The 22,405-nt window shown below is 57.8% G+C and carries 17 protein-coding genes and 1 pseudogene; 9 read left to right on the top strand and 9 right to left on the bottom strand.

Going from position 1 to position 22,405, the window contains the following annotated elements:
• The first annotated feature begins 17 nt into the window (after nt 1–17).
• From ACCQ06_RS18945 to ACCQ06_RS18905, 9 genes are all read left to right on the top strand, one after another.
• The gene (locus ACCQ06_RS18945) at nt 18–1,214 is read left to right on the top strand and encodes a cystathionine gamma-synthase (protein ID WP_316688729.1); all 1,197 of its coding nucleotides are present in this window, start codon (nt 18–20) and stop codon (nt 1,212–1,214) included.
• Nucleotides 1,211–2,050 carry an ABC transporter permease gene (locus tag ACCQ06_RS18940; protein ID WP_316688727.1) on the top strand — a complete coding sequence of 280 codons (840 nt, stop codon included), beginning with the start codon at nt 1,211–1,213 and terminating at the stop codon, nt 2,048–2,050. The genes ACCQ06_RS18945 and ACCQ06_RS18940 overlap by 4 nt, the downstream gene beginning before the upstream one ends.
• Nucleotides 2,040–3,404, top strand: a complete 1,365-nt coding sequence (locus tag ACCQ06_RS18935; RefSeq protein WP_316688726.1) for an ABC transporter ATP-binding protein — start codon at nt 2,040–2,042, stop codon at nt 3,402–3,404. Before ACCQ06_RS18940 ends, ACCQ06_RS18935 begins: the two co-directional genes overlap by 11 nt.
• Nucleotides 3,401–4,033 (top strand): CatB-related O-acetyltransferase, encoded by a 633-nt coding sequence (locus tag ACCQ06_RS18930; RefSeq protein WP_316688725.1) that lies wholly within the window; start codon nt 3,401–3,403, stop codon nt 4,031–4,033. The genes ACCQ06_RS18935 and ACCQ06_RS18930 overlap by 4 nt, the downstream gene beginning before the upstream one ends.
• The gene (locus ACCQ06_RS18925; protein ID WP_316688724.1) at nt 4,030–5,088 is read left to right on the top strand and encodes a class I SAM-dependent methyltransferase; all 1,059 of its coding nucleotides are present in this window, start codon (nt 4,030–4,032) and stop codon (nt 5,086–5,088) included. Before ACCQ06_RS18930 ends, ACCQ06_RS18925 begins: the two co-directional genes overlap by 4 nt.
• Nucleotides 5,089–5,259: 171 nt before the next feature.
• The gene (locus ACCQ06_RS18920; RefSeq protein WP_316688722.1) at nt 5,260–6,573 is read left to right on the top strand and encodes a glycosyltransferase WbsX family protein; all 1,314 of its coding nucleotides are present in this window, start codon (nt 5,260–5,262) and stop codon (nt 6,571–6,573) included.
• Nucleotides 6,561–8,267, top strand: coding sequence for a rhamnan synthesis F family protein (locus ACCQ06_RS18915; RefSeq protein ID WP_316688720.1), 1,707 nt, complete (start codon nt 6,561–6,563; stop codon nt 8,265–8,267). The genes ACCQ06_RS18920 and ACCQ06_RS18915 overlap by 13 nt, the downstream gene beginning before the upstream one ends.
• Nucleotides 8,268–8,292: 25 nt before the next feature.
• Nucleotides 8,293–9,138, top strand: a complete 846-nt coding sequence (locus ACCQ06_RS18910) for a class I SAM-dependent methyltransferase (RefSeq protein ID WP_316688719.1) — start codon at nt 8,293–8,295, stop codon at nt 9,136–9,138.
• Nucleotides 9,139–9,528: 390 nt separating this feature from the next.
• Nucleotides 9,529–10,509 carry an IS5 family transposase gene (locus ACCQ06_RS18905; RefSeq protein WP_316688718.1) on the top strand — a complete coding sequence of 327 codons (981 nt, stop codon included), beginning with the start codon at nt 9,529–9,531 and terminating at the stop codon, nt 10,507–10,509.
• A 184-nt stretch (nt 10,510–10,693) separates the two neighbouring features.
• Here the strand turns inward: ACCQ06_RS18905 and ACCQ06_RS18900 are convergent, their stop codons facing one another.
• The 9 genes and pseudogenes from ACCQ06_RS18900 to ACCQ06_RS18860 form a co-directional block, all read right to left on the bottom strand.
• Nucleotides 10,694–12,421 carry a hypothetical protein gene (locus tag ACCQ06_RS18900; RefSeq protein ID WP_316688717.1) on the bottom strand — a complete coding sequence of 576 codons (1,728 nt, stop codon included), beginning with the start codon at nt 12,419–12,421 and terminating at the stop codon, nt 10,694–10,696.
• Between the two features lie 184 nt (nt 12,422–12,605).
• On the bottom strand, nt 12,606–13,010 hold the full coding sequence (locus ACCQ06_RS18895; RefSeq protein ID WP_316688715.1) for a GtrA family protein: 405 nt from the start codon (nt 13,008–13,010) through the stop codon (nt 12,606–12,608).
• Nucleotides 13,007–14,314: an NAD(P)/FAD-dependent oxidoreductase gene (locus tag ACCQ06_RS18890; RefSeq protein ID WP_316688714.1), complete on the bottom strand. Its 1,308-nt coding sequence runs from the start codon at nt 14,312–14,314 to the stop codon at nt 13,007–13,009. Before ACCQ06_RS18890 ends, ACCQ06_RS18895 begins: the two co-directional genes overlap by 4 nt.
• 29 nt (nt 14,315–14,343) lie before the next feature.
• Nucleotides 14,344–15,285 (bottom strand): NAD-dependent epimerase/dehydratase family protein, encoded by a 942-nt coding sequence (locus ACCQ06_RS18885; RefSeq protein ID WP_316688713.1) that lies wholly within the window; start codon nt 15,283–15,285, stop codon nt 14,344–14,346.
• Nucleotides 15,286–15,565: 280 nt separating this feature from the next.
• Nucleotides 15,566–17,701 (bottom strand): annotated as a pseudogene (locus ACCQ06_RS18880) (hypothetical protein).
• A gap of 106 nt (nt 17,702–17,807) precedes the next feature.
• Nucleotides 17,808–18,536 (bottom strand): SDR family oxidoreductase, encoded by a 729-nt coding sequence (locus ACCQ06_RS18875; protein WP_316688712.1) that lies wholly within the window; start codon nt 18,534–18,536, stop codon nt 17,808–17,810.
• A gap of 2 nt (nt 18,537–18,538) precedes the next feature.
• A complete protein-coding gene (locus ACCQ06_RS18870) occupies nt 18,539–19,840 on the bottom strand; it encodes an FAD-binding oxidoreductase (RefSeq protein WP_316688711.1) in 1,302 nt (433 codons plus the stop codon).
• Nucleotides 19,840–21,228, bottom strand: coding sequence for a UbiA family prenyltransferase (locus tag ACCQ06_RS18865; protein ID WP_316692686.1), 1,389 nt, complete (start codon nt 21,226–21,228; stop codon nt 19,840–19,842). Before ACCQ06_RS18865 ends, ACCQ06_RS18870 begins: the two co-directional genes overlap by 1 nt.
• 95 nt (nt 21,229–21,323) lie before the next feature.
• A complete protein-coding gene (locus ACCQ06_RS18860) occupies nt 21,324–22,319 on the bottom strand; it encodes a lysylphosphatidylglycerol synthase transmembrane domain-containing protein (protein ID WP_316688710.1) in 996 nt (331 codons plus the stop codon).
• Nucleotides 22,320–22,405: the final 86 nt, after the last annotated feature.

Raw genomic sequence — 22,405 nt, 5'->3', positions numbered from 1 at the left:
TTTTTCCGGGAACCTCCATGTCCAACCGCATTACCAAGAGCCACGATGGCGAGCGCGCATTGGCGCTTGCAACGCTGGCGATCCATGGAGGGCAGTCGCCAGATCCCAGCACCGGCGCAGTGATGCCGCCGATCTATGCGACGTCCACCTACGCGCAGTCCAGCCCCGGCGAGCATCAGGGTTTCGAGTACTCGCGGACCCATAACCCGACGCGGTTTGCCTACGAGCGCTGCGTTGCCGCTCTGGAAGGCGGCACGCGCGCGTTCGCGTTTGCCTCGGGCATGGCCGCCACCTCAACCGTGATGGAACTGCTGGATGCCGGCAGCCACGTGGTGGCGATGGACGACCTGTATGGCGGCACCTTCCGCCTGTTCGAGCGCGTGCGCCGCCGCACCGCCGGCCTGGATTTCAGCTTCGTCGACCTGACCGACCCGGCCGCCTTCGAAGCCGCGATCCGTCCCGACACCAAGATGGTGTGGATCGAAACCCCGACCAACCCGATGCTCAAGCTGGTCGACATCGCCGCGATTGCTGCCATCGCCCGCAAGCACGGCCTGCTGATCGTGGTCGACAACACCTTCGCCTCGCCGATGCTGCAACGCCCGCTTGAGCTGGGCGCCGACATCGTCGTGCATTCGGCCACCAAGTACCTCAACGGCCACTCCGACATGGTCGGCGGCATCGCGGTAGTTGGCGACAACGCAGAACTTGCCGAACAACTGGCCTTCCTGCAGAACTCCATCGGCGGCGTACAAGGTCCGTTCGACAGCTTCCTCGCCCTACGCGGATTGAAGACCTTGCCGCTGCGCATGCGCGCGCATTGCGAGAACGCCCTGGCGCTGGCGCAATGGCTGGAAACCCATCCCGCCATCGAAAAGGTGATCTACCCCGGCCTGGCCTCGCACCCGCAGCACGCACTGGCCAAGCGCCAGATGTCCGGCTTCGGCGGCATCGTCTCCATCGTGCTCAAAGGCGGCTTCGACGCAGCCAAGCGCTTCTGCGAAAAGACCGAACTGTTCACCCTGGCCGAATCGCTGGGCGGCGTGGAAAGCCTGGTCAATCATCCCGCCGTCATGACGCACGCCTCCATCCCGGTGGCCCGCCGCGAACAGCTCGGTATCAGCGATGCGCTGGTGCGGCTGAGCGTGGGGGTTGAGGATTTGGGGGATTTGCGTGGGGATCTCGCCGCGGCACTCTCCGGAGTCGCCGCATGAATCAGATGCTTTCGTCTTCCATCGTCGCCTCGGGTTCCCCCTTGGCGATGGTGCGCAGTTTTGTCAGCAATCGCGTGCTCATCTACCAACTGGCCAAGCGTGAAGTCATTAGCCGTTATCGTGGCTCGCTGATGGGTCTGGCTTGGTCGTTTTTCAATCCGCTCCTGATGCTTGCGGTCTACACTTTCGTATTCTCGGTTGTGTTTAACGCGCGCTGGGGTGTGGAAACGGCACACAAAGGCGATTTTGCCATCATCTTATTCGCTGGCATTTTAGTGCATGGCATTTTTGCCGAATGCGTAAACCGCGCCCCCACCCTGATTGTCGGCAATGCAAGCTATGTCAAGCGGGTCATTTTTCCGTTGGAGACGCTTCCTTGGGTGGCAATGGGGGCTGCGTTGTTCCATGCGTTGGTATCGTTAGCGGTATTGCTGCTTGCACAATTGTTGATTCGCGGGATGTTGCCGATGACGGTGATATATCTCCCGCTGGTACTGTTTCCGCTGGTGATGCTGACCATGGGGTTGGCATGGATGCTGTCAGCACTCGGTGTATTCGTTCGCGACATCGGACAGATGACGGGCATTTTGACCACGATCCTGTTGTTTCTGGCGCCGGTTTTCTATCCTGTGACGTCGCTGCCGGAGGGGTTGCGTAAATGGATCTACCTCAATCCACTTACCTTCATCATCGAACAAACGCGAAATGTCCTGATATGGGGTATCGCACCTGACTTCCTCGGGTTATTCAAATACATAGTATTTGCTGCGTTCTTGGCCTGGTTTGGCTATTTGTGCTTTCAGAAGCTACGCCGAGGATTTGCTGATGTCATCTAAGCAATCAGTCCACAGTCAGGCAGATTTGGCGATCTGCGTGTCGGATGTCACCAAGTGCTACCAGGTCTACTCGCAACCGCAGGATCGGCTAAAACAGGCAATCCTGCCGCGCCTGTCCCGTTTTCTGGGTAAGCCTGGTCATACCCACTATCGAGAGTTTTGGGCGCTGAAAGGCGTTAACTTTGAAGTCCGCCGTGGTGATACGGTGGGTATTATTGGGCGCAACGGCTCGGGTAAATCTACCTTATTGCAGATCATTTGCGGCACCTTGCAACCGACCACCGGCGACGTCGCTGTGCGTGGCCGTGTCGCTGCGCTGTTGGAGCTTGGTGCTGGCTTTAACCCTGAATTCACGGGGCGCGAGAACGTGTACATGAGCGCTTCGATTCTCGGCTTGTCGCGGGAGCAGACCGATAGCAAGTACGACGACATCGTGGCATTCGCAGACATAGGAGATTTTTTAGAGCAGCCGGTCAAGACATACTCAAGTGGCATGTATGTGCGACTGGCGTTCGCCGTGATTGCTCATGTCGATGCAGACATTCTGGTGATCGATGAAGCATTGGCGGTGGGTGATGCCATCTTCGTACAGAAATGTATGCGCTTCCTGCGCAAATTCCGCGAAAACGGCACGCTCCTGTTCGTCAGTCATGACACGTCTTCGGTGCTTAATTTCTGCCAGAGTGCCGTCTGGCTAGATCGTGGTGAAATGCGGATGCATGGTACGGCGCAGGATACCTGCAATGCGTACATCGAATACTGCTCCCAGGAAGTTTACGGCGATACAGTCAAGCTGCAGTCGCGCCAGACAGGGAAAGGCGAGTCAAAGGCGCCGTCTCCGATGCGCATTGAAAAGGACTTGAAGGTCGAGTTGTTCGACAACGTGGCCAACTCGGGTGGATGGCAGTCTGGCGTTGCCAGCATCGACTCGGTGACGCTCTGCAACGATCAGGGCGAAGCCTTCACTTCTTTTGCAGGTGGCGAAGATGTCGTATTGAAGATTCGGGCCACTGCTCACCAGTCGCTGCAGAGTCCGCTCATCGGCTTCTTCGTCAAGGACCGGCTCGGCCAGTCGTTGTTTGGCGAACACACCTATACATATGTGCAACCGCCCATGCAGGTAGAGGCTGACACCGGCTTGGAGGCATCCTTCCGCTTTACCCTGCCGCTTCTGCCCAATGGCGAATACTCCATGACGGTCTCCATCGCCGATGGTGATCCGTACGCCAATACCCAGCATGCCTGGCTGCATGACGCAGTGTTGATTCGTGTTGCCTCGCCCCGCTTGCGCTATGGGCTGGTGGGAATCCCGTTCGATGAGGTGACAATGAAGCGGATAGGTGTCACGCCATGAACGACGGATTCGCTCTGCCATCGATAACGGAGCGCGGCGGATTCATTCCGCCACTGGTAACGGACGATCCGCGAATTTCCGTTGGGCGTTTCACCTATGGAAATCCGCAATTCAAAGTATGGAGCGAGGGTGAACGCATCGATATAGGCGCATTTTGTTCGATTGCTGACGGTGTTCTCATCTTCGGTGGTGGCGAACATCGCCTGGATTGGGTTACCACTTACCCACTAAGGATCGCACTGAATTCCCCGGGGGGCGGCCAGGATGGACATCCGCATACGAAGGGGCCGACTGTCATAGGTAACGACGTCTGGATCGGGCATGGTGCCATTGTGGTTTCCGGCGTCACCGTGGGCGATGGTGTATGCATCGGTGCTGGTGCCGTCGTTAGCAAGGACGTGCCGCCTTATGCCATTGTTGCTGGCAATCCAGCGCGCGTTGTACGCATGCGCTTTGACGAGCAGGTCGTCGCACGGTTGTTGGAGATCCGTTGGTGGCAATGGCCAATTGAAAAAATCCGCGCATTCGAGTCCCTTCTATGCTCCGATGATATCGGTGCTTTTATCGCCGCTGCATCTCCCGGCGATGATTCCATTTCTTCTCATTTCGCCAACCAGACCGTTTCATGATCGACTTTCCATTATCTCCCAGCATGTTGATCGCTCCGCGGTCGGTCCCCTTCAGTGCATGGCTGGGGCATGTCCCGTTCGCGTCTTGGCTTGTGCAGCAACTTCGTCCACAGTCTATTGTGGAGCTGGGCACGCATAGCGGTGCATCCTTTCTCGCTTTCTGCCAAGCGGTCGAGGAGCAGGAGCTGACGTCCCGCGTGTTCGCAGTTGACAGCTGGGAAGGGGACGAGCACGCCGGCTTCTACGGCGACGATATCTATAACCAATTGCGTGGCTATCAGCAGCGTAATTATCCCGGTATCTCCGAAATGCTGCGGATGCGCTTCAGCGAAGCGCTAGAGTACTTCGCCGATGCTTCCATCGACTTGCTGCACATCGATGGCTTACACACCTATGAAGCGGTCCGTGAAGATTTTGAGACATGGCTTCCAAAGCTAACCAGTCGCGCCGTCGTGCTATTTCATGATACCTGTGTGCGTGAGCGTGGTTTTGGTGTCTGGAAGTACTGGGCTGAAATCAGTCAGCAATACCCGGCATTTGAGTTTACCCATACACATGGTTTGGGTGTCCTGTTGGTCGGCGGTCAGCGCAACTCCGCATTGCTGGAGTTGGCGGACGCCTCTGCGGCCGGCGGATTTGCGCTGATCAATCGGGTGTTCGACGTGCTTGGTCGCAATGTCAAGAACATGGAGGAGCTTGAACGCGTCTATGCGGGTCTCGCAGATGCGCGTGGTCAGGTTGTAGCCCTGACCCAGCAGGAGCAAATGCGTCAGCAGCGTATCCTGCAACTTGAGCAGCAGGTTCAGCAGTTGGAGCGGCAGGTCCAGCAACACGTCCAGCAGTCTCAGCAGCAGTCTCTGCATTCCCAGCAGTTGGAACAGCAGATTCATCAGCTTACACAGGATTCGTTAGCGTCTGCAGAGCTGCAGCGAACAATTGCAGAAGATCGCGCGCAAGCGATGGCCGAGGTGAAAGCCTTGATGCTGCGGCGTTTGGAGAGTAGTGAGGATAAATTGGATAAGTTGCTTCTTCAGCAGCGTTGGTGGCGTCGCTGATTAGCCGCTGATCTTGCTTTTCACCCTGGTCTTGTTGCTTGCTGGCAACCAGACTAGGCTAGGGAAAGTCCCTGGTCATGTAAGATCAATCAGTCTGTAGCGGGGTATTTTCTGCTTCCAGCCTGAAATGTGTCCCGCTAACAGGGATCTATCCGAATTTTTGGGATAACAATGTCGACTGTAAAGCCAATTGCGTTTTATCTGCCACAATACCATCCAGTGGCTGAAAACTCAGAGTGGTGGGGGCCTGGATTCACCGAGTGGACCAATGTAGCCAAGGGGCGGCCGAACTTCGTTGGCCATTATCAACCGCACGTTCCTCGCGAGCTTGGTTTCTATGATCTTCGCCTTGTCGACAACATGCGAGCGCAGGCCGAGCTCGCGAAGCTGTATGGTGTCCACGGATTCTGCTTCTACTACTACTGGTTCGATGGGCGCCGAATTCTCGAGCTGCCAATCGATAACTACCTGAAGAGCGACATCGATTTTCCCTTCTGTATCTGCTGGGCGAATGAGAACTGGACGCGAACCTGGGACGGCATGGAGAAGGACGTGCTGTTGGAGCAGAAGCATGGCGAAGATGAAGATCGCCGGTTCCTCGAGGACATCCTCCCGCTGCTGAGCGACCGCCGGGCGATCCGGGTGGACGGCAAGCCGATGCTGCTCGTCTACCGTGCAGACCTATTCCCCGATTCGAAACAGACCGCCGAGCGCTGGCGCGATGTCGCGCGGCAGCACGGCATTGGCGAGATCCACCTGGTCGCCGTGCAGTTCTACGGTATCGTCGACCCTCGCGACTGGGGTTTCGACGCTGCCGTCGAATTTCCACCTCACACCTTCCTCGGTTCCGAAAACCGGGTGACCCATCATGTCGATATGATCAACCCGGACTTCCGGGGCGGCATGGCCGACTACCGGAAAGTCGTCGCGCAGTCGATCAGTCGCGACAAGCCCGATTTTCGCTGGTATCGCGGAATCGTACCTTCGTGGGACAACACCGCACGGCGTCAGCACACTTCCCATATCCTGTTGAATTCATCGCCATCGATCTATCAGTACTGGCTTGGTCGGCTGGTGGAATATACGCGTGTCAATAATGCACCCGAAGATCAACTGATCTTCATCAATGCGTGGAATGAGTGGGGAGAGGGCTGCCATCTCGAGCCCGATCTGAAGCATGGCCTAGCCTATCTTGAAGCAACACATGCGGCTGTGACAGGAGGACGCACCGATCTTGACGATCTCCTCAAAGACGGTACGCTGCTTCGTGCGCTCGGTGGCGAACGTACGACGCAGCTGCTGGATGACCGTGACCGTCTCGTCAACGAAATAGTTCTGCTCTCCGCAGAGTTGCGCCGTGCCAAGCCCCTGGAAACTCCTCTCATTAAACCCTCTCGGGTGCGTTCCCTGGTCGGAAGGGTATTGCGGCCATTTCCGCGATTTCGTGAGTTCGCCGTCCAGGTTTACCAGGTATGGAACCGATGACCGCCGCGCGTCGGGTTGCGGTCGTCGCCCACTTCGATGCCGAAGGCCTGCTCACAGAGTTCACTCGGCGCCTGCTCGATGAGTTGTTGCTGCACGCCGAGCGGATTGTCTTGGTATCGACACGGCTGGCACCCGAACAGGCTATGGGTCTAGATCAGCGGATCACGGTAATCCTGCGTGAAAATGTCGGTTATGATTTTTACTCGTTTCGTACAGGCATCTTTGCCGTCGAGGCGCTGTACTCCTACGATGAGCTGATCATCGCCAATGACAGCGTAGTTACAATCGATCGAGGTGGTATCGGCAAGGCTTTCGCACAGATGCGCGATGTCGAATGCGATGTTTGGGGAATGACCGAGTCGTTGCAGGTCAGTCGCCATCTCCAGTCCTATTTTCTTGTTTTTCGCAAGAGCGCTTTCTTCAGTCATTACTTTGACCGGTTCTGGAGAAATGTCCGCGTACTGGACGATAAGTGGGAAATCATCCTTTCCTATGAAGTCGGCTTGACCCAATGGCTGCTCAGTCATGGTGCGAAGATCGAGGTTGCGTATCGCCCTGACGCAACCGCAAAGCGGGTGGCAGCGGCTAGAATAAAGCGCAAGCGGCTGCGCGAAGGTGTCAACGCTCTTATCGCAGCGCCGAGCAAGCAGGGAGTGCTCCAGGCCAATCCTGCTCATTACCACTGGGACGAGTTGTATCGCCGGTTTGGTTTTATCAAGAGCGAAGTGCTTCGCGAAGATCCGAACGGCGTGCTCGACGTGGAGTTGGCAAGCGTCATACCCGATGCGGATGCGCGGACGATGATAGAGCGTGAAGTCGCGCGGATGCGCCAGACACGCAAGAACATCATGCCGATCGTTACTGGAGACGATTCTCCCGCTTCGGATGAGCTGGAACGTTACGGCGTGGGAGCAATAGATGCAGAAAGTCTAAGCTCACGTTTTGCGATCGTCCTGCACCTATTTCATATCGATCTGATCGATTCGATTTGTGCCTATATGCGTAATGTGATCGTCGATTACGATGTCTTCGTGTCTGTGAAGTCAATTTCCGACCGGCGAATTGCGGTTCGTTACTTTCAGGAACATAAGATTCGCGCGTCCGTATTCATCCATCCCAATATTGGACGCGATGTTGGGCCATTCATCAGCCTGCTCAACACAGGGTTGCTCGATCGCTACGACGCAGTCTGCAAGATACATTCAAAGAAGAGTGTCTACCACGATGGCGGCGGCCAGTGGCGCGATGATCTGATGAAGGCGTTGCTGGGATCGTCATTGGACGTTCTGAAAGTGCTTCGCGCTTTTGACGATCATCCGGCATGCGGCATCGTCGGTCCCGAATCGGCTTACCTCAGCAACGTAAGATTTTGGGGGGGCAATGAGGAGCGCCTGCGTGTGCTTGCAGCCGAGACCGGCATCGAAGAAAAGCGGATACGTCTTGGTTTTTTCGCAGGTACGATGTTCTGGTTCCGTCCCGCAGCGCTGAGTGCACTTCGGGCGCGAAGCATCGGATTAAGCGAGTTCGACCCGGAGGCAGGCCAGCGGGATGCTACGCTGGCGCATGTGATTGAGCGCTTGTTCGTGCTTTGGGTGGAACAGGCGGGTTTTTTTGCGGCTACCACGCGTTCGCCAAACGCTGCTTTACGACACGAAAGTTACGAAAATCAGGGGATTTTCGTCCTGCCTTCCTAACTGATTCGCTCAACGGAGCATGGCAATGGATGATCAGCAGTGGTATGAGCGTCTTCTCCGTTCAATCAATGACCCCTCGCTCGGGTTGCCCGGTTTCCCGTCTGTCTATCAGCAGGAGGTGTTCGTTGGAAAATCCAACGAAGTTGCCTTAGCCGAGGCATTCACGTTCTACAAAATCGTGAAATCTGGCAGTTATCCTTTGCACCGCAGCTCACGTGTGCTCGATTTCGGCGTTGGTTGGGGGCGCATCATCCGGTTTTTCCTTAATGATGTGGATGCATCCAACCTGCACGGGGTTGACGTCGACGACGCCATTCTTGAGGTTGCCCGTTCCACCGGGGTGAGGGGCAACCTAAGCCGGATCGGTCCAAACGCGCGACTGCTTTACAGCGATAGCCACTTCGACGTCGTTTACGCCTTTTCCGTGTTCTCGCACTTGTCCGCCGCATCTGCTACGTTCTGGTTGTCCGAATTGATGCGGGTGCTCAGGCCGGGCGGTACGCTGGTGATGACAACCACTACGGATCATTTCCTCGAGCTCTGCCAAGCGTGTTCGTTGAAGGCGAGCGGACGCAACCAGTACGAGGAAGACTACGCAAGGATGTTTGCCGATCCTGCGGAAGCTCGCCGCCGTTATGCCGCAGGTGAGCATGTGTACGCGGCCGTCGCCGGGAATGCAGACGTGCTACAGGCATCTAACTACGGTTGGGCAGCGATGCCGCCGGCGTTCGTGGAAAGGCAGATAGGACCCTTGGCTGAATCGGTCGCATTCGTCGACGATCCCAGCGTGTTGCCGCAGGGTTACTTCGTTGTCCGCAAGCATGCAAACCTTGCGCAACGGATAGCACGGAAGTTGCGCTCCCTAGTATAGGCGTCATACTGATTTAGAGCAGGCCAAAACAATCAACTTTCCTTGCGAAACTTATGTCAAATTCCTTTTCAGGGCGATCATTATGTGTGGTCAAAAAACGGGACATCAGGAAATGGATGGACATTGCAAACGCAACACGCTGACTCGAATCACGGCAAGATGTGGTGGTTCTGTGTCACATTCGGCGGGAACTTACTTGCCAATCAGATGAGGTTTTTTCTGTGCCGACCACTCATGGTCGGACGCAATGTGCATCACAGTGTCCGAACACCTGAGATTTTATGAGGATATCGTCCTTATCTTCGGCCTTTGGGAATGGGGCGCTAGGGAACCTCTGAACAAAGCACGGCAGATGCGCGACACTACCCGCCTCGTGTTGAGGAATCATCCATGCAACTGACGTTCGGTGACGCTGAGGGCCTGGGCAAGCGCAAGCAGACCCGGCGCGAGATCTTTCTGGCCGAGATGGAGCAGGTCGTTCCGTGGCAGCAATTGCTCGGTCTGATCGCTGCACACTACCCGGTGTCGGGACGGCCAGGTCGGCAGCCGTACGTACTGGCGACGATGTTGCGGATTCATTTTCTGCAGCAGTGGTATGCGTTGAGCGATCCGGCGATGGAAGAAGCGCTGCACGAGATTCCGACCTTGCGGCGCTTTGCCCAGCTCGGTGGGTTGGACGACATTCCGGATGAGACCACGATTCTCAACTTTCGGCGCCTGCTGGAGACCCATGGCCTTGCCGCACGGATGCTGGAAGCGGTCAACGCGCATCTGGCGCGCAAGGGCCAGAGCCTGCGCTCCGGCACGATCGTCGATGCGACGCTGATCGCTGCACCCAGCTCGACCAAGAATGCCGACCATGCGCGCGACCCTGAGATGCATCAGACCAGGAAGGGCAATCAGTGGTATCTCGGGATGAAGGCGCACATCGGCGTGGATGAGTTTTCCGGGTTGGTGCACCACGTCCATTGCACAGCGGCCAATGTCGCCGATGTCACGGTGATGCACACGTTGCTGCATGGCAAGGAAGACAGCGTGTTCGGCGACAGCGGCTACACCGGCGCGGACAAACGCGGCGAACTGCAGGACTGCGACGCTGCATTCTTCATCGCCGCCAGGCCCTGGACGATCCACGCCATCGGCAACAAGCGCGAGCGTGCTCGGGTACAGCGTTGGGAACACGTCAAGGCCAGCGTGCGCGCGAAGGTGGAGCATCCATTCCGGGTGATCAAGCGCCAGTTCGGTTACACCAAGGTCCGCTATCGCGGCCTGGCCAAGAACACCGCACACGTGCTGACCTTGTTTGCGCTGTCAAACCTGTGGATGAAGCGAAAGCAATTACTGCCTGCGATGGGGAGCGTGCGCCTGTGATCCGTGGAATTCCCACGGAAAGCGCCAGAAATGGCGAAACTCCGAAGATCCAAACGCGATTCTCCGGAACGATGCGGACATTCTGCCCTCTTAGGCCTCGTTGTTCAGACCTTCCCTAGATCAGGTGGCAGCCCGCAATCAGGTCAGGCGCGATAGGTGAAGGGGCTGAGCTTGTCAGGGCAATTCAAGGCCTGAAATCGATATTCGAAGCCAGCGGACAGAACCGCCCTTGCGTATAGAGCCATGCGCTCACTTGGCCGTTGGCGGAGATCACGTAGCCACGCCAGCCGGTCGTGCCGGAGGCGCCTGCCACGGCCTGGGCAACGTCAGGGCGTACCTCACCGAGCACACCATATCCCACAGTGGCGTCATCCTGGCCGGTAAGCACGATAAGCTTTGCCTTCCGGTCTCCTTCGGCCAATGCCCAACCGTTGAGCAACCAGGCGCCATCGATGTGCTTGGCATCATCCAGCGAGCCTTTGCATGCGGTGACGTCCACCCGATCGCGCGAGAATTCAAGCGTTCCAATGTTTCGAACCCAATCCTTGCCGTAGACAGTCAATCCTTCCTTATCGGCATAATTCATCAGTGATACGACGATATCCTGCCCGTTGCGCGGGTACATCCAGTCGATATAGCTGCCATCCCGGATCCCCATCTTGACGCCCAGCACTGCAACATCACGGTAGAACGGTTGCGGCGGCATGGTCATCATGATGCGCTGGCTCCATAAACCAGCAGGCAATACCAGCACTCCAAGTACCGCGACGACAGTCCAGAAGCGCGTCTTGCTGGCAACATCGGCAAACAGCAGAAACGCACTTAGCCAGGCGATCAATGCAGGAGTGGTATAGCGGCTAGTAACCGCGGTATCGAGGCCAAGGTTGTATCGGCCACTGCCTGCCAACAGCGCTGCTGCCGCCGCGAACGCGAAGGCGGCTCCGATGTATAAGCGATAGCTGTTGAGCTCGCCACGCCGCACCAGCAAAACACTCATAGTCGTCACTGCCATCAGTAGCAGCGTGCCGACGATCATTGGGGCATGCAGGCCAGCGCCAAGAAATGCCGCTGGCGAACCCAGAAAATTCAGCGCGTAATGGATGACCTCGACCGGATGGTGCAGGATGCCGTCCACCGGAGATGCATGATAAGGCGGGCTTCGGTAGCCATGAAAATACAGTGCCCACGCAACGCTCATGGCCGCAATCGCGACGAGGCGGTGGCTCCATTTCAACCGCAGCATGAAGGACATGACTACCAAAACGGGAAACGCGATAAGGCCATTGCTCATGCTGAGCATGGAGGTAAGTGCCAGCACCAGACCAAGAAACTGAGGTGTCAAGGGTCCTTCCCGACTGGATCGGCTGTAGGCAAGGAATGAGGCGATGGCAAAGAGGTAGACGGAGATGAACTGACTCTGGAAACCCCATGTCAGGTTGTCGTCCTGCATCCACAGAAAACGTCCGGTAAGCACTATGCCGACGATGACGGCAAGTGAGTGGCGCTGCGTGGCAAAGCGAATATATGCAACGATGAAAACGGCAGCGATGGCCAAGTGCAAAATCACATTTGCCGGAATCAGCAAGTAGCCCTGCCCTTTGAAAAAGTGCAGGTCCAGCCAGAACAGGGCGCGGGTCAACACGATCCGATGTTCATTGTGCTGTGCCCACCATGCGCTCGTGTCTCCATTGCCAAGCTTCTGCCAGAACCCAATCATCCCGTCCCACTCGTCCATATAGATCGTGGACGAAAAGTGCTGCGCGACGCCCAAAATCGTGCTGAACAGAATGACCAGGCCACCAAGCAGCCACCAAGCAGAAAGCAGGCCCCGCCAGTGGCCCAGGCTCCGCTCGGACAGCGGTGGCAGTGGTTTCGAGGCAGTAAATCGATTGTCGGAACTGTTTTGGTTCACCGGAAGTTTTCCCTGCTCAAAGTGGCGATCAATGTGACATGCCGCGCTCCGGTAACTTCAACGCCCGCCTTCGACCACAGGATACGTAGCAACTGCCCTGCGCTGTGTGACGCCTGCTCAGCTGCCGCGTGGAATGCCAGCTTGCGAGCTTTGTCAGGAATGCCCGCCGGTGTGCGAACGTGGTTCATGTTCTGAACGAAAATCGCTTATGCCCGAGGTAACTGGTGATCACCGGCACGACGACGCCGACGCTGTGGGCGATGGTCTCATTGTGGAAATCCACACCGATGGTAGGCAGCAGCCATCGTGCAAGCAGGAGACTGATTACGATCGTCTGCACCACCGCCACCAGATTGATCAAGATGAACCACATGACCTGATGGTGGAGACGATTGCGAGCTTCGCTGAAAACGAACAGCTTGTTGAGCATGAATGCCGACATCATACCCAACAGGTAAGCAATGATGATCGAAGGCACATAGTCCATCCAGTGGCTAAGAGCGATGCGCGAGCCGAAGTTGACCGCCGCGGCAAGACCGCCTGCAAACAGGAACATGATGAACTGACGAGACGGAATGGTAGCCTTCACTTGCCGGCAGCACCCTGGGCTGCCAAGCGGGCCAACACCTGGCCTACGGCGATGCTTTCGTTGATCGAGCGGTCCTCCGGGTAGTAGTAGGCCGTGTCCGCCATGAAGAATCCCGCAAGAGGAGACTGCATCGACGGCAGCATGTCTTGGAAGCCTGGCGGACAGATTGTCTGCGCGTACTCATACCGGTGGCAATGGGTTGCACGGATCCATTCCGGCTTGAATGCTGGATTGATCATCGGCAAGTAGCTGATCACCTCGTCGATGAGCTGCTGGTTGGCCCATCGCCACTTGGGATGGGTCTTGGGCATGTAGTAAGGCGCATACACGATGTGCTCCCCCGGACCCCTGCCGGGGTTGAGGTTGCTGTATTCGATCATGCCAGGGATGTCGATACGCTCATCGCTGATGTTCATCCAGAAGTTTTCGCTGACCGGGTGCGACAATTTCAGGATCACGCAAGCTACGGGGATGTTGTCGATGACAGCGATCTTGTCGGTATAGTCTTTAGGCAGACCGGGGGCCAGCTTGGGGACGTACTGGATGGGTGCGGTGGAAATCACATTGGTATAAGCCTTGTGCGTTTCCGGCGTGAGGATGCCTGTTACCTTGCCGCCCTTGGACGTGACCTCCTCAATCGGCTGGCTCAGTAGGATGTTGCCGCCAAGGCGACGGACCTCTGTCGCCATCCGGTCGAGCAGCACTGCTGACCCGCCCTCCAAGTAACCCATGCTTTCATTCAAAAGATTGCGCCGCGACAGCGCCACACGCTTGATGCGTGTGCCGATCCAGGATGCTGACAAGTCATTTTGGTACTCGAAGAACTTTAGTGCGAAGGCTTTCTCCCACATTACCTTGTAGGCCTTGGGGCCGATCCAGCGGGTGATCCAGTCGCGCGCGTTCTCCTTGTCCAAGGCTGCCCAGTCCTTGATGCCCTTGGTATGCATCACGTGCAGCGCATAACGTACCTTGTCCACCAGCCCCAAATGCGGGAAGCCGAGCAACGCGAAGGGTGTGCCCCACTTGTGCAGTTTACCTTGGTAAAAATACCCCATCTTGGTGTCCGTCCAGTGCAGACGGTCCGAAATCTGCATCTCATCGAGCAGCGAAAACAGCGGGTAGTCTGTCTTGCATATGAAGTGGTAATAACGCTCGATGCGCAGGCCATCGAAATCGAAGTCGGCCGACATGCCGCCTATACGGTCGTCGCGTTCATACACGTCGACCTGGTGGCCCTGCTTGAGTAGCTCCAGCGCTGCCATGAGGCCCATGGGGCCGCTTCCGATGATGGCGAATGTGCTCATTGATGTGGTTCCGTCTATATTCTGTCTGGTCAGCGCTGCAACACGATGTGGCTATAGCGCGGGTCGGTATAGCTTTCACGAATGGCGTCTTCGAACGATGTCTGACGTACACCGAACACCGCTTCGGTGTCGATCCCCTTGAAGTCGTCTCCCGCGCTCAGTGCCTTGAGCTGGTCTGCTGTGAAAGGAGGCTTGCTTGTGAACAGTGAGTAGGTGCGCAGAAGGAATGCAAAGAAGCCGATTGGGACGTGCACGATGATGGTGCGGAGATTCTTGACCCGCTTGATGGTGCGGATGATATCGACGTAGTCCACGCGGGTGTCGCCGACGATGTCGTAGGTGCCTTCCGGTTCGGTTTCGATGCACTTGGCGATGCAGCGACAGAAGTCACGCTCGTACAACGGCTGGCGCATGAAGCGGCCATCGCCGGGAATCGGGAACACGGGCGTGCGCTCCATAAAGCGAGAAAGCCAGCCTAGATGCTTGGGATCGAACCAGCCGAACATCAGCGTCGGGCGCAGCACGCAATGATGCTGGCCACTGGTCACCACGATCTCTTCCTGGGCGCGCTTTGTGTTGGTGTAGTCATCGTTGGCAACCGAGTTCACCACCGATGAGCTGATGTGCACCATATAAGGCACTGCGGCCGCCTTGCAGGCGGCCAATACGTGTGCCGTGGCCGTCTGGTTGTTGCGAACGAATTGATCGGTGCTCTTGCCTGTGATCTGTGCGTGTAGCTGGACTACCAGCCGCGCATCCCGGAAGGCTTCGGCCCACTCGCCTGGCTCGGCAAGATCTGCATGGATAGTCTTAACGTCTGGATGTAGGTTTTGCATGATGCCCAAGTTATGCGCATGCTTGTCGATGGCGACCAGCTGGGTATAACCCTGTTGCTTCATCTCGACGATTAGGTTCTGCCCTACCAGGCCTGCGGCGCCTGTCAGGATGATTTTGTCATTCTTCTGTGCCATGGATGGACTCGAAAACGGATGGAATGAAATGCGCGTTGGCAATGTCATGGGTGGCGCTTCGGTATAGCTAAACGTGCCATGCTGGCGTCATGATGCGATCGACTTGCCGACTGAGCAATCATTGCCAGTCGCAGTATTTATTGGCGGCAGCATGGATCGGCAATCTTTGCTTTTAGAGGTTGCAGTTTTATAAATGACACCTGGCATGGCATTCGACTCGTCGTTGATAGGTTTTTTGCAGCAGGATCAATGGGTATCACGGATAGTCTTTGGGAAATGATCATGTTGGCAGGTCGATTGATCGGCTATCACTGCGGTCCCTCGTAGAGGCAAACGATGCGAATAGCAAGCCGCCGCAGAAAAATATGGTTCCCAATAGATAAAGCGCTTGCAGGTCAGGCAGGAAATGTCTGTCCAATATATAAATGAAAAGCGCGACCACGACGTTGGCGGCGCAGATCGGATAAAAAAGATAAGCGCTGCTGCGCCAGGCAGCAGCTAAGACCACAAGTTGCAGTAGCAACGTGCCTGCATAAGCGCCTGTATGGATTGTCGTCGACCCGCCTTTAAATAGCGCGGTGACCCAGATGAACATGGTAAGGATGATTGTCGCTGCCATTTGCAGCATGTCCTTGAATGCGGGATCGGCATATCTGCTGCGTCGGGAACGCAAGTAAATAAACGCCAAGCAGGGCAGTAGCAATAATGGCGTGGAAAACCACATCGAATGGAATGTATAGAAGAAGTCGTCATCGATGAAGCGCGACGCTATTGCTGGGTCTTGCTGTGTGATGGTCTGCATTGATTCGTAGGGGCTTGATAGTGCGCCCTTGAGGATCGTGGAAAAATTCTGCATCCGGCCAGAAATCCATGCGGCAGGTGTCAGTTGTGAGTAGGCGCTGGCGATGGCATGCATTGCGCTTTCATCACTGACAGGGATTTTGCCGGCGAAATGCCACTTGAGCAGGCGGTCTCCTGGTGGGTCAACGAGCCGTTGATACGCAATCCAGGGAAGATAGAGGACGATGGCAATTGAGCCGGCCCGCACCAACATGGCCACGCTCTGACGGCGGTAAAAAGCAAGATGCACGAGGGAGGCGCCTACCAGGAAAAACAATGAGCCGCCATGGGCAAGCAGTGCCATCGCTGCTGCGATGCCTGCTTGACCCCATCGCCTGGGCATGCGTTCGCCCGGGAAAAGCGCTAGATAGTAGATCAGGGAAAAGGCTGCCGCAAAAAGCTTGGGCCAGACGAAAAGCGTATTGATTAGCATCGACGCGGAAAGGCAGAGCACGAGCAACGCAATTGCCTGCGCCCTGGTGTTCACTAGACGAGCGAGCAACGAAGCCAAGGGTAGCAACACCAAAGCCTGTGCCCAAGTCGATATGCCTTGGTAAACCAGTGCACGCGTCTCGGGCAATACCTTGTACAGCATGAGGTACAGCCCTACCTGGAGGGGAGGGCGGTCACTACTGAGCCAATCGCCTACCATCGGTACGTCGATTTTGCCGCGTGCCAGCATGTCGCCAAAGAGTAACGGGAGCCAGGCATCTGTCGACAGGTGAGACCACCGGATGGCGGGGTCGCCATTGGGCTGCCCGTCCCAGTGGAACGGGAACAGACCGACCCAGAGCGTCAGACCTGCGAACATGAGCATAGGCAGCAGTGCCTTTTGCATGTCGGCAAGCTCATTTGGCAGCGTGTGGCGTCGCCAACCGAGCAGCAGCGCAGCAGGGAAAGGCAAGATCAGAAACAATGACGCCATCACACCACCCAATTGGGGCGATGCGACGTAGCCAATGAAGATCAGCAGCCAGGCGCAGCTGCCGGCAAGCAGGCCTTGGAGCAGCCGATCGCGAGGGTGACCGACTCCAGCTCCAGAAAAGCACAAGCACACTGCGATCAGCCACGTGTTGCCCAACAGCACGGCCGCCAACATGGGCAGCAAACCGTTTGCAAAGGCCTTGGCAGGGCCAACATTTGAAGCGCCAATTCCCGCCCAGCCAAAATGGTCAACGGATCGATCTTCAATACGGATCCGAAATCCGGTCTGCGAAACACGGGGCGGGATCTTTAGCATTACGCGTTGCCAGCGCTCTCACGGCTGGGGAGGGAAAAGGGTGAACGTCGCGTTCCCTGCATTGGCAACCGCACTAATGGTCACGCCCGGGGTATTTGGGTAGCCGGTCAGCATGACTTCGACGTTTCGCGTGCCTGGCGGATAGGGCTGGGATTCAATCGTGCCGGTCCAGCCGTCACCGCCCTCGCAATATGTAATACGGCCATCAACCGTTGGGTCAGGCGGCAGGAAAGGAGAGCTTGTTGCAGCACACCCGCCTTTGGTGTCCAAAACCGGATCTTTATAGGCACTGCATCCGTTAACGAACAACAGACAAGCGAGCAGCAGGCCCTTCAGGATGTAGAGGGGGAGGTTCCCGATAGTGCCGGGGGAAACAACGCTGTGATCAACAAGGCCAGTAGCATTGGTGCTGAAGACCGCAATAGCGTGTCTGCCGATCATGTCAGAGCTTGATCCTGCGGAAAACGAATTCGGGAATGGATTTGATGACCAACATGATTGCCCACCAAAAGCCCGGCAGATAGGCCACGGCGCGGCGGCTATCGACGGCGCACACAATGCCCTTGGCGATCTGGTCTGGCTTGGCCCACAACGCGCCCTTCTTGAAGGCAGCGGTCATCGGCGTATCAACGAAACCGGGTTTGATCGTGAGCACATTGACGCCTTCCGGGCGCAGGCGCTGCCCAAGGCCGCTGAGGTAGGCGGTCACTGCCGCTTTGGCGCTGCCATACAGGTAGTTACTTGCGCGGCCGCGATCGCCTGCAACAGACGAGATCACCGCAAGCGTGGCACCTGCGGTCAAGCGCGGCACGATCGCCGCGCACAACGCGATCGTGGACGTGCCATTGGTCGCAAACTCGCGTAGCGACAGTTCGATCGATGCATTGCAGGCTGCCTGATCGGGCAACGTGCCATGTGCGATCAGCACGACATCAACGCCACCAAGCGCCGCCCAGGCGGCGTCCAGTATTTCGCCGTGACGTGCGCTGTCGTTGACGTCGAGGACGCCGATGCTGCTCTTGGCGCCGCGTGTGGTCAGGTCCGCCGCGATGGTCTCCAGGCGGCCTGCCTGTCTACCAAGCAGGTGGATGGCCGCCCCGCGTGCGGCGTAGCGTCGGGCGGTTGCTTCAGCGATGGCCGAGGTGGCCCCGATGATGAGGACGCGTTGCATGTCTACTCCGTGACCCGGCGCCAGAAGCCGGAAGAAAAACGTGGATCGAGATAGCCGCTGAATTCGCGCCAGCGGCCGTAGGCGCGCTGAAACGAATGCGCAGCCATACGTGCGTCTTTGGCAGGGTACAGAGCGCCGCCAGTCTCGTCGACGATACGGTCGAGGCGTTCGAGCAGACTCAACACAGCAGGGCCGGTATTGGGAAAATCCAGTGCCAGCGTGGTGCCCGGCCTGGGAAAGGACAGCATGCCCAGCGACGGTGCGTTGCCGAACTCCTTCAGCACAGCCAGGAACGAGCCGCTACCGCTGCGTGCGATTTCACCCAGTAACGCGTCGACGCCATCACGTGAGGCGTTCGGCGGCAGCACACACTGGTATTGCAGGAAGCCTGCGGGTCCGTACATGCGGTTCCAGTCGCGGATGCCGTCCAGCGGATAGAAGAACGGCAGCAAATGACTGACAGCGCGCTTGCGCGGTGCGGGCTGGCGCCAGTAGTAGAGCGTGTTGAAGGGCCGCAGCGAGAGCTTGTTCACCAACGACATCGGTGGCGTGATCGGCATGGACAGGCCCGTGCCCGGGGATTTCGGCCGTTCCTGGGCAAGCCCGGTGCAATGATCGGCTCGGGTGAAATGCCCACGGCCGCGCGCCTTGCCACTTGCCAGGCAATCGATCCAGGCGACGCTGTATTCATGGCTGTCGGCCGATGCAGCCGACAATCCGAAGAACTCATCGAGCGAGCCGAAGCGGATGTTTTCCGTTTCCAGCGCCGGGCTGGCGACGCGGCGCAGTTGAATTTCGGCCCAGGTGATCAGGCCGGTCAGTCCCAGCCCTCCCACGGTGGCTGCGAACCAGCCATCGGCATCGTGCGGCGTGCAGAGGCGACGCTCGCCATCGCTGCGCAGCAATTCGAATGCGCGCACGTGGTGGCCGAAGCTGCCGGTGCGATGATGATTCTTGCCGTGCACGTCATTGGCGATCGCACCGGCGACGGTCACATAGCGTGTGCCCGGCGTGACCGGCAGAAACCAGCCCTGCGGCAGCACCAGCTCGATGATGTCGGCCAGGGTGACGCCGGCTTCGCAACGCAGCACGCCAGTGGCCGGATCGAAGGCGATGAAGCGGTCGAGTCCGCGCGCGCACAGCAGTGCGCCATCCGGGTTCAGGCAACTGTCGCCGTAACTGCGTCCATTGCCGCGAGGCAGGGCCTGGCCATCGAAGGCGGGCAGGCTTGCCGCGCGATCGTTGACCGGTAGCAGCGTCTGCTGTGCCCTGGGGTAGCGCCCCCACGACTGCCCCGCAGCCATCAGATGGCGCTCAGGGCGAACAACCCGCACAGCATGACAACGATCTGGCTCACCCGGTCGGTGGCCGCGAAGACGATCGGGTCATCGTGCATCTCTCCACGATGCGCGACGATCCAGACCCGGCTGACCCAGTAGAGCAGCACCGGGCATACCAGCCACAGCAGTTTTGGATTGCGATAGAGCTCCACACTCTCGGGACTGTTGATGTACAGCGCCATCACCATCACCGCGATGTAGCCAGCCGCCGCGCCCATCGACTGCAACAGTGAAAGATCCTCCACCGAGTATGCGCGCCCACTGGCCTTGGTCTTGCCGCTGCTCAACATGGCATGCAGTTCGGTGTAGCGCTTGAGCAGGGCCAGCGACAAGAACATGAACATCGAAAATGCCAGCAGCCAGAACGAAAGCTCGACGCCGATCGCCATCGCTCCACCGATGATGCGCACGGTATACAGCGCTGCAAGCAGCACCACATCGATCATCACGATGCGCTTCAAACGCAGAGAATAGGCGAGGGTCATGACGTAATAGGCCAACAACACCAGCGTGAACTCGATGCTGCAGGCCAGGGAAAGCAGCAGTCCGGCGATGGTGAGCGCAGGCGCGACAAGCAGTCCTTGCAGCAAGGGCAGTCGGCCAGCGGCGAACGGCCGCTTGCGCTTGCGCGGATGCTGGCGGTCGGGGGTCAGATCTAGCAGATCATTGAGAACATATACGCCGGATGCGCACAGCCCGAATGCCACCAGTGCAATCGTGGATTGCAATACCGATTCCAGATCCAGGAAGCGGTGTGCGGTGAGCAGCGGGACGAACACCAGCAGATTCTTCAACCATTGATGCAGCCGCAGGGCCTTGAGCCACGCGCCAGCGCGCGATGGAGCTGGCCAGTGCGCATGCACGGTCGTACGTTGTGCGGCGGCCTTTGCGAGCGCGGTGCCATTGTTCACGACCCAGGCGCCGCCGGCCTTTTCCCACACGTGCAAGTCGACGCTGCCGTTGCCGGCGTAATCGAAGTTGCCCTGGCCGAACGTCTCAACCAGCACATCTGCTTTGTTGCGGCCGGACAGATTGCGTTTGCCGTCGCTGGCGATCACTTCTTCGAACAAGCCAAGATGCGCTGCTATAGGCATCACCAACAGTGCGTCGGAGGCAGTGCACAGCACCCGCGGCCGCTGTGTCGTGGTCCGCAGCAGCTCCAGCACCTGGGGGTTGTAAGGCAGGGTGTCTGCGGGCAATGCCACGCGCGAGGCCAGCTCGCGCTTCAGCGCCGCCTTGCCGCGCAACAGCCACAGCGGCAGCAGGAACACGTACAGCGGGTTGCGCGCCAGCAAGGCGAGCACCGACTCATACAGAATGTCCGAGTTCAAAAGCGTGCCATCCAGATCCACGCACAAGGCGCGTCCCGAAACAACCGGACGAGTGGAACTGCTGGTAGGGGCGGACATCGACGGCCTGGCGATCCACTGCGGGGCCGCGATTATACCTAGTCGACCAGGCTTGCCTCGTTTTGCTGGACAAATTCGGCCATCGACATGGCCACCGCGCCAACCACAATCGCGTACCAGAGCGTGACTAGGCGCGCTGCGACAGCGACAGCAATTGCGTCTGCGGCAGAGATCCCTAGCCGATCGAGCATCAAAACAATGGCCAGCTCGGTGGTGCCGACACCTCCCGGAACGAAAGATAATGCACCAATCAGCATCGCCAGTGGATAGATACCGAACGCGACCACTGGATCCAGCGGCAAGCCCATCCCGGTGCATAATCCTACGAACACAGCCGACGTCAGCCCCCAAGCGATCGACCCGACAAGCATGCTTTGCGCGAATGCTTGAGGGTCTAGACAGCTTCTTAGTTCCAGCACTGCGGCGAGGCCAAAACGAGTCAGACGTCGCAACCATGTGCTAGGCAAGCGCTCGCTCAAGCTGGTCAATCGATTGAGCAAAGCGGGCCAGGCTGCTGCGCCGAACAACACACAGACAAATCCTAGTACCACTGCAGCCAGTGCGGCCAGGGTCGGGAACACCGGTGCAGCCAGGAGTGACAAGGACAGGATCACCAACAAATCAGAGGCGCGTTCGAAGACGAAGACCCCAAGTGTGCGCTCGGGAGGAATGCCCATGCGCGCGAAGTAGCGAATGCGCATCAGCTCACCGGCTTTCCCGGGCGTAGCAGTCAGCGCGAAGCCCGCCAGATAGCTGACCATACCGCGCAGGAAAGGTACTCGATGTCCCTTTCTGCGCAGCAACCAGCGCCATCGCCAATATCGAAACAAATAAGTGATGGATACCGGCACGATTGCGAGCGACATCAACTGCCAGACATCGCTTAGCTTGGAGAATGTGCCGTTGCCGTGATCCACCCACAGCAGCGCAGCCACGTACCCCGCGCACAGCACAAGCACGAAAGCGGCCAAATAATCCAGACGATGTCGCGGCTTGGCGGCATCGCTGATGTTTGGTGGCGAGGGTGAAGCCATTGCAGCCGACAGGACCTTAGAAAGGCTAACGAAACGTCGGGGACAGTCGCCGGGCAGGTTAGCGCGGTGCGCAGTACCCGCAGTGT

This window comes from Xanthomonas sp. NCPPB 4467, assembly GCF_041475665.2.
Taxonomy (GTDB): Bacteria; Pseudomonadota; Gammaproteobacteria; order Xanthomonadales; family Xanthomonadaceae; genus Xanthomonas; species Xanthomonas dyei.
Note: the sequence above shows the minus strand (reverse complement) of the source record. Positions and strands in the feature narration are given on the sequence as shown.